Source organism: Streptomyces sp. RP5T (assembly GCF_003933965.1).
Taxonomy (GTDB): Bacteria; Actinomycetota; Actinomycetes; order Streptomycetales; family Streptomycetaceae; genus Streptomyces.
Genome location: NZ_RSAJ01000501.1, coordinates 1 through 6,128, shown reverse-complemented (window position 1 = coordinate 6,128; position 6,128 = coordinate 1). Strand labels below are relative to the sequence as shown.

The window sequence follows — 6,128 nt, the reverse complement described above, 5'->3', positions numbered from 1 at the left end:
GTGGGGTGGGCGTCACGGACGGGCGATGTGGTGGCGGAAGCGACGGCGTCGTGCACGCGGTGGTGTTGCGGAAGCGATGGCGTCGTGCACGCGGTGGTGTTGCGGAAGCGATGGCGTCGTGCACGCGGTGGTGTTGCGGAAGCGATGGCGTCATGCATGCGGTCGTGTTGCGGAAGCGATGGCGTCATGCATGCGGTCGTGTTGCGGGAGCGACGGCGTCATGCATGCGGTCGTGTTGCGGGAGCGACGGCGTCATGCACGCGGTGGTGTTGCGGAAGCGACGGCGTCATGCACGCGGTGGTGTTGCGAGAGCGACGGCGGGTGTTCAGGCGGGGGCGCGACCGGCCCGCTCGGTTCCTGCGCTGCCGCTGCAGCCTCCGCCCCGGCCCTCTCCGTCTCCGCTCCCGAGAACGCCCCCGACGAGTGGACTGTCTCCCGCCGGCGAACCCAGCCCCTGTATGCCCTTTCCGCCCTCTCGACTCTCTCGGCTCTCCTCGATCAACTGCCGTACAAGACGCACGAGTTCGGCGGGCTCGAAGGGCTTGGCGAGGAAGGCGTCGACGCCGACGTCGAGACCGCTGTCGACCTCGTGCTGCGTACAGGCACTGACGATGGCGAGGGGAAGATGAGCGGTCCTGGGATCGGAACGCAGCTGTGCGGCGGTCCGCAGTCCGTCCAGCCGGGGCATGACCACATCGAGGGTCACGATGTCGGGACGCACCTGATGAACGACATCCAGACACTCGACACCATCGGCCGCGGTCACGACCTCGAGACCCTCCAGCTCGAGATTGACCCTGATCAGCTGCCGGATGACCTTGTTGTCGTCCACAACAAGCACCCGGCCCGACGCGCCTGGCACAACTCGAGAGTAGGTGCGGACCGGCCACCGCGTCCGGGTTTTCCCCACTTCCACCCTGTGGGGGTGACGGGCTGGAAGCACGGACGAAACCCGTTCCTGATCACCCCGAGGGAGCTGGTAGTGTTCTACCCGTCGCCACGAGCCACCAGCTCAACGCCGACACGCCCCCGTAGCTCAGGGGATAGAGCAACGGCCTCCGGAGCCGTGTGCGCAGGTTCGAATCCTGCCGGGGGCACCCTTCATACGGTGCCCAAAGACCCCGTCACCAGCGGAAACGCTGAGGCCGGGGTCTTCGCGTATGTGCAGGCGTATGCGGCCCGAAGCGGCTCTATGTCGAGGTGTGTGGACGAGGCGTGGACGGGATCTTGGGGCATTCCCGCAGGTGACCAGACCCATCGCCGCCCAACAGCCGCAGTCCCCCGTTATCGTCGTGCCGATGTTGGACGGCTGCTCGGGTGGAGAGCCATGCCTCGATGAGCGAGTCACGCCGCCATGCGCTGTCCGCAGGCCTCGTACGGACGAGTTGGGGGATCTCGTGGACGTGACCACGCTAGCCGTCGCGCTCATCGGTGTCGGAGGGACGTTGACCGGGACTCTGGGCGGGGCGCTGCTCAGCCAGCGCGTCACCCGCGAGCAGAACCAGCGGGCCGACCGTGAACGGGCCGAGGACCGCCAAGACCGGGCACAGGAAGCCAGGCGAGATCTCTACGCCCGCCTCAACACCACGGCCCGTGCCTATCGCGTCGCGGCCCGGGACGCGGTCCGAGCGGCGGAGCGCGGTGAGACCGTCGAGCCAGCAGTCCTCGAAGCCGCCAAGGACGCTTGGGCGGAGAACTACTCCGTGGCACAGATGGCTCTACCTAAAGACGTCCATGAGATCGCCTCGTCCCTCAACCGGGCGCTCGGAGCCGGGTACACCGTCGTGAAGCAGCTGCCGACCAGCCCCGACCCAGTCGGGGCCTACGTTCGCGCTGGAGCTTGGTTCAGCGGTCCACTGTCCGATGGTGTGTACCTCCTGCAGGTCGCCCTGCGCCATGACCTCGGCGTCGAGGTTCAGCCCGACTTCGAGCAGGCTCGCTCGCAAATGCTTGCTGCGCTCAACAGTGAGCGGAGGACCCTTGAGCGCCTGCTCGCGTCTGAGCAAGCGCAGACCATGCGGCCCGTCTGACCCGCCAGGCAAACGAGAAGCCCCTGGCATCACGCCAGGGGCCTCCGAAATGTCGTATGCCGTCATTCGTACTCGCGAAGCAGATCCTCGATACGCCGGTTGGCGACATCTTGGCGCCCGTCGAGACACTTCGCGTAGCGGGTCAATAGGACCTCAACGCTGTTGCCAGCACGCTCGGCGACCTCGGTCGGATCGACGCCTGCGTTGAGCCATGTCGACAGTGCCGAGTGCCGAAGGTCGTACGGCCGATTTGCGAGCGGTGAGGCCGCGGCGGCCGGCGGCAGCGCGAGCAGACGAGCTTCCTGCCACACGCGGTAGTACGTCGAGGACGGGACGACCGAGCCCTTCTCGCTGAAGAAGAGCCGCCCGTCATCCGCCGTGCCGAAGGTGGCCAGGTGCTCGCGGAACATGGCGACGAGATGGGGCGGAATGGGCACCCGCCGGACGTCCTCGGACGGCCGGTTCTTCAGCCCGCGGTCGTCGTGGGTCTCCCCCGAGTCGGTCCACTGCTTGCCGACCGATGGGCGGGTCCGATGGAGCAGCGCCGAGCCCCAGCCCTGCTCCGGGAGGACCAGGTCCGTCTCGGCGAGGCCGACCGCTTCAGCCGGCCGGAGACCACCGAAGTACATCGCGGCGAACAGACCCACGAGACGACGGCCGCGGGCACGCCGGTATCCGCCCACATAGGAGACAGCCGCCAGGAGGTTGCGAGCCTGCTCCGGGTTGGCGACGACCCGCGGGTCAATCTGGTTGGACACCTTCGGTTTCTGCCAGCGGACAGCCGTAATGGGGTTCTCGCGCAGCTCCCCCAGGTCGACGGCATAATTCGCGGCGTTGACGAGGGTCCGACGCTTGCGCCGCACAGTTTCTGCCGCTGCCGCCGTGCCGTCGAGCTTGAGCTTCAGCGAGTCGAGGACCGCGCGGGCCGTGGCTGGATCAGCAAGGTCGGCGAGCGGTCGGGAAGCCTTGGACACCCAGTGGAGGATGTTCCGTACGTCGTCCGGGATTTCCCGATCGTCGGGCCCCGGCAAGACGAAGGCCCAGTTGCGTAGAGCTTTGCGGATGATCTCATCGGATGGCCGTCCGGCACGATCGTCGAGGAGCTCCAGTGTCACGCTGGTGAGGGACTCATTGATGCCGTCCCTCGTATTGGGGGCGGCATGGGGCCATTTCATGGCGAGGTATCTGAGGGCGAAGGCGTACCAGGACACGGCCGACTTCTTCTCTTCCATCGAGGCCGGGAGGCCCGACTCGGTGTCGAACTCTTCACCGTCACGCATCGCTCGCATGAGCTTCGTGCGGTAGTGGTCGGCGAGCGCCTTTGTGCGAAATGACTCCGAGAGCACGTTGCCGGCAACGGACCAGCGGACACCGTACGAGGGCGTTTTTGTGTCCCGCTTGCGAACCGCCCAGACCTTCACGTCAAGGGACTTCACGCCGCTGTCTCCAGCTGTCGAAGCCATGTGGTGAAGTCGCTTCGCCACACACGGAGCTCTCCGTTGGGCAGCTTGAACGCGGCCGGCCCGCACCCCAGCTCCCGCCAGCGGTAGAAGGTGCGGCGAGAGACGCCGCCCAGCTCGTCCAAAACCTGGCGAACGGTCATCAGCTCGTCCCGACGGGCGTCCATGTCGGTTCTCCTTCCGTTCCGGGGGCCGGTTCGAGGGATGCGGACAGCCAGGCTTCGGCGCGGGAGAGGCCGGTTCCGGCGAAGATCCAGTGCGAGAGAACGAGGGTCGTTTCCGTCGGCTCTGTCTCGACCACCGCGGCGACCTGTGCGCGTCGCCAGTCGGCGCGGGCAGTGCGGAGCGCGCCGAGAGTGGTGGAGTAGCGGCGGGACTTGGTGGAGAAGTGGCCGCGGAAGCCGAGCATGTGTGCCCAGGCGCGTAGGCGGAGCTCGGCGAGCTCGGGGCGGGCGCCGAGGGTCCAGGCGACGCGGATCATGCGTCGGGCATGGTCGGAGATGCGTGCTTGGGCGAGTTCGGCCAGGAGCTTGAGGGGGCGGTCGAGGGTGCCGGTCGCCGTCTCGGCACCTTTGGTTGCGTACTTCGCGATGTACGAGGCGACGGCTCGTTCAGTCAACTCTTGGCCGTCGTCGAAGTCGGCGGATCGGATCGTGCGGACGTCGAGTTGGCGACCGAAGGCGAAGGTGTGTGGGCGTCCATCGACAGTCGGGCCGTCGACGCGGGCGGCGGTGGTCGCGGCTCGGATGGCGTCCGTCAGGAGCTCTGCCGTCGCCCAGGCAGGCGGTGGGGTGTCGCCGCCTTCCGGGCCGTCGATGCGGATGACCGCGTGGAAGTGCACGGCTCCGCGCTTCTGATACTCAGCGACCTTGGCGAAGGAGACGCGGGCATGGTGGCGGAAGGTGCGTTGGGTGAGGCCAGCGCGCTTGGCGATCTCCCGGCGGAGGTAGATGGAGAAGCGCCGCCAGAGGTGCCCGGCGTGGGCGTTCCAGAGGACGGCCGCTTCGTAGTCGTACCGGTCTGGATCGAGGGGCGTGCCTACCGTGGTGTCGTTGTCGTCGTGGCGGGCGCCGCAGCGGCAGGGACGTCCATCGGTGCGGCGGTTGTGGACCGGGCCGAAGCCGGGGGCGGTGAAGGTGGCGAAGACGCGCGGGTGAGTGGCGACCTGGTCCGAGGTGCCTTTGCCGCCGCGCAGTCCTGCGGTGATCAGGTGGTACGTGTCGCGGCGGTAGGTCTCGGCGCAGGCCGGGCAGCGGGTCGCGCGACGGTTGTTGCAGCGGACGAGGAGTTGGCCGGCCGGGAGGGCGGTCGAGTCGAGGTGGTGCAGGGTGCGGCCGATCTCGCCGGTTGATGTGTCGACGGCGTACTCGGTGCGCTGGCCGTCGAGACGGACGGGATGGGTGCAGCCGCCCAGGCCGGAGAGTTGGCGGGCCAGCTCGGGCATGGTGCCGAGGGAGGCCAGCATGGAGAGTTCCGCCAGCGGGGGCGGAGTCTGCCGGGTGATGATGGGGGTTCCTTTCGGCTGTTTCTGCGGTTGGGAGGGACGGCCCCGGGGCGGCGGGATGCTTGGCGGCGTTTGCCGCCCCGGCGGCCGGTCAGCGCCTGTTGGCGTTGTTGAGGAGCGAGCGCAGGACCACGGCGGCGATGGCCACGGAGATGGCCGTGACAGCGACGGCCGCCAGGAGCGCGGTGAGGACGACTCCGCCGACGAGGACGGCGGCGACCGGGCCCGCGGAAGGGCTGAGCGAGCGGTCGGCGGCGGTGGGAGCCGGGTTGTGCTGGTGGTGCTGCTGCGGGATGAGGGTCGGCGGCGGAGTGGGGACGTCGGGCAGCTTGGGACGGAACATGGCGGAGCTCCTTTCAGCGGTTGTCGCCGTTGACGACGCCGACCCCGGAGCGGGTGCCGGACTCGATGGCGGGGGCGAGGAAGGTGTGGGAGAGCCAGAAGCCGAAGAGGGCGATCACGACGGCGACCCACATGCGCACGCCGAGGAACTTGATCGCGGCCCAGGCGATGACGCCCAGGACGAAGACGAGCGGGAGCGAGACGGTCACAGAGGTCTCCTCAGCGGACGCGGCAGCGATGGGTGCGGGCGGCGAGTTCGGCGGCGGCGCGGGTGTCGAAGTCGTTGGAGAAGCCGCAGCGCGGTGCGGTGCAGACGGCGGTGTGCTTCTCGTGACCGCGGCCGTCATAGGCGGTGCCAACCTGGACGGGTCCGATGCGGACGACTCGGCGGAAGCGGCGGTTGGCGGGCATCAGGGCAGCTCCTTCGGTTCGTCGTGGTTCTGGTTCTCGCCGGTGAAGTCGGCGACGTTGTCGAGCAGCCAGCGCCGGATCTCCGCCCTCGTACTCGTCGGCGGTGAGGATCACGGGTTCGGCGATGAGCATTGCTTCGGTGAGGCGGTTCTGACGGGTCAGCTCGGCGGCGCGGTTGAGCGTGCGGAGCGTGGACGGGCGCAAGGTGGAAAAGCCTCCGAGATCAGGTGAGTTGTGCGGCGATGGCTTCGGCGAGCGTGAGCGGAACGCCGAGGCGGCTGCGAAGGGTGGGGGTGTCGATGTCCGTTCCGGTCCGGGTCCGGTGGTCGTCTGCGACCTTGCGGGCGAGGGCGACGAGGGCAGGTGGGACGGGAGCAGCGG

At 68.4% G+C, this 6,128-nt stretch carries 8 protein-coding genes, 1 tRNA gene and 1 pseudogene; 2 read left to right on the top strand and 8 right to left on the bottom strand.

Annotation, left to right across the window (positions count from 1 at the left end):
• Positions 1-325: 325 nt before the first annotated feature.
• Positions 326-910 (bottom strand): response regulator, encoded by a 585-nt coding sequence (locus EHS43_RS34635; RefSeq protein ID WP_125194605.1) that lies wholly within the window; start codon positions 908-910, stop codon positions 326-328.
• Between the two features lie 115 nt (positions 911-1,025).
• Between EHS43_RS34635 and EHS43_RS34630 the strand changes: the two genes are divergently transcribed.
• Positions 1,026-1,097: transfer RNA gene (locus EHS43_RS34630), tRNA-Arg, on the top strand.
• Between the two features lie 300 nt (positions 1,098-1,397).
• Positions 1,398-2,030 carry a hypothetical protein gene (locus EHS43_RS34625; RefSeq protein ID WP_125194604.1) on the top strand — a complete coding sequence of 211 codons (633 nt, stop codon included), beginning with the start codon at positions 1,398-1,400 and terminating at the stop codon, positions 2,028-2,030.
• Between the two features lie 62 nt (positions 2,031-2,092).
• Here EHS43_RS34625 and EHS43_RS34620 read toward each other — a convergent pair whose 3' ends face one another.
• The 7 genes and pseudogenes from EHS43_RS34620 to EHS43_RS48295 all read right to left on the bottom strand — a co-directional run.
• Positions 2,093-3,466, bottom strand: coding sequence for a tyrosine-type recombinase/integrase (locus EHS43_RS34620; protein ID WP_125194603.1), 1,374 nt, complete (start codon positions 3,464-3,466; stop codon positions 2,093-2,095).
• Positions 3,463-3,657 (bottom strand): AlpA family transcriptional regulator, encoded by a 195-nt coding sequence (locus tag EHS43_RS34615; protein ID WP_125194602.1) that lies wholly within the window; start codon positions 3,655-3,657, stop codon positions 3,463-3,465. The genes EHS43_RS34620 and EHS43_RS34615 overlap by 4 nt, the downstream gene beginning before the upstream one ends.
• The gene (locus EHS43_RS34610) at positions 3,633-4,955 is read right to left on the bottom strand and encodes a replication initiator (protein ID WP_125194601.1); all 1,323 of its coding nucleotides are present in this window, start codon (positions 4,953-4,955) and stop codon (positions 3,633-3,635) included. Before EHS43_RS34610 ends, EHS43_RS34615 begins: the two co-directional genes overlap by 25 nt.
• A gap of 130 nt (positions 4,956-5,085) precedes the next feature.
• Positions 5,086-5,337 carry a SpdD protein gene (locus EHS43_RS34605; RefSeq protein WP_125194600.1) on the bottom strand — a complete coding sequence of 84 codons (252 nt, stop codon included), beginning with the start codon at positions 5,335-5,337 and terminating at the stop codon, positions 5,086-5,088.
• Between the two features lie 13 nt (positions 5,338-5,350).
• A complete protein-coding gene (locus EHS43_RS34600) occupies positions 5,351-5,545 on the bottom strand; it encodes a hypothetical protein (RefSeq protein ID WP_037680541.1) in 195 nt (64 codons plus the stop codon).
• Between the two features lie 10 nt (positions 5,546-5,555).
• On the bottom strand, positions 5,556-5,747 hold the full coding sequence (locus tag EHS43_RS34595; protein WP_125194599.1) for a mobile element transfer protein: 192 nt from the start codon (positions 5,745-5,747) through the stop codon (positions 5,556-5,558).
• Positions 5,748-5,970: 223 nt separating this feature from the next.
• A pseudogene (locus EHS43_RS48295) lies at positions 5,971-6,128 on the bottom strand (SpdA protein); the annotation flags it as partial.

Bases quoted from the DNA above. Each gene is read 5' to 3' on its own strand.
- EHS43_RS34610 (WP_125194601.1), bottom strand. From the start codon at position 4,955: ATGCTGGCCTCCCTCGGCACCATGCCCGAGCTGGCCCGCCAACTCTCC.
- EHS43_RS34595 (WP_125194599.1), bottom strand. From the start codon at position 5,747: ATGCCCGCCAACCGCCGCTTCCGCCGAGTCGTCCGCATCGGACCCGTC.
- EHS43_RS34615 (WP_125194602.1), bottom strand. From the start codon at position 3,657: ATGGACGCCCGTCGGGACGAGCTGATGACCGTTCGCCAGGTTTTGGAC.
- EHS43_RS34605 (WP_125194600.1), bottom strand. From the start codon at position 5,337: ATGTTCCGTCCCAAGCTGCCCGACGTCCCCACTCCGCCGCCGACCCTC.